This window comes from Moorena sp. (assembly GCF_982860115.1).
In genome coordinates, this window is record NZ_CEYLVT010000469.1 from 1 (window position 1) to 1,302 (window position 1,302).

1 protein-coding gene is annotated in these 1,302 nt (G+C 40.9%); it reads left to right on the top strand.

Annotated elements, in window-relative coordinates; genetic code table 11:
* Positions 1-371 precede the first annotated feature (371 nt).
* Positions 372-512 (top strand): hypothetical protein, encoded by a 141-nt coding sequence (locus AC4II3_RS32730; RefSeq protein WP_488014044.1) that lies wholly within the window; start codon positions 372-374, stop codon positions 510-512.
* Positions 513-1,302 lie beyond the last annotated feature (790 nt).

A 1,302-nucleotide genomic window follows, 5' to 3' on the forward strand; every position in this document is an offset into this window, starting at 1 on the left:
GCGGCAATAGCCGAACAACAGCCCACGGGTGTAGGCGGTGGTAATAAGTCATAATAAATCTTGTCTCCTTTCATGGGGAATCTAGAGCCAGCCTCTGGACCGTGGATAATCTGTCGGCTGGCTCTTACCATGAAACGTTTTAGCGTTCATGGTATGGTTTTATTATAGCATAAAAAACATTATATTATAGCATATTTCAAAAACTTTTGTAACAAATGTTTGGGGTTGCTGAATTTTTGAATATTAACCAACACCAAAATAGGAACAGGCAAGATGCCTATTCGCCAAAATAGGAACAGACAAGATGCCTATTCTACAAAGCTTTTCAATTCATTCGATTATTAAGCAACACTAAAATAGGAACAGGCAAGATGCCTATTCCACAAAGCTTTTCAATTCATTCGATTATTAAGCAACGCCAGCTACGGCGTTATCTATCCCTGTGGTTGGTAGCCAATGTGCAAGATATACTAATTGTTTGCACAGCTGTTATATCTGGGGCAGCAGTATAGTTCTATGCCTTTTTTGGATCCCTCACCCATGGAAACATTTGGCTGTACTGTTTTTCGGCTATCGCCTTCCCCTTCCTTCACAAACTTGATAGTCACCGGGTGAGTGCAATTATTCCTAACCGATGCGTTCTCTGACTTGGAATTATACCATGCTTCTGCTTTGTTGATCTGATAAGATACACAGCTTGGAAGGGGTTCGCGATCCTTAGAACTACATTTGTCGGCATAGCTGGGGGATGCAGCAAACATAGCCATCATACCCAGGACAAACAACAAGCAAAAGGTTGATTTGAGAAGTCGAACAATAACTTTCAACATAGGTTGCTCCTTCAAAAATTGTTTAGTCGGACTTGAAAGGTAAAAATTATAGAAACTCAGGCAGGGGAAACTAATCTGAATAGTAGAAACATTACTCAGACAATATGACAAAGTAATCCCGCAAAATTACTCATAGGATGAGTTTCATATAAAGCAGGAATTACAGAATAAGATGCATTGAACCTGAATATCTATTGAGTTCAGTAACTCAGGATAGCCTTACTGATTTGGAAGACTACTTTTCTTGTTTTGCTCCCCTTTAAGTAATACCAGAGTAAAAATATCTTGTCAAGAAACTGGGGCGGTTGTTTAAGAATCTAATAATTTTAAGAGTCTTGTGGAATGGTCATCAGGGGTGGAACGGGCATCAGTGGTGGAACGGGCATCAGGTGTGGAACAGGAATCAGGTGTGGAACGGGCATCTTGCCCGTTTCCTCCCACAACCTACCCTACACCGAACGCCAAAGGCGAA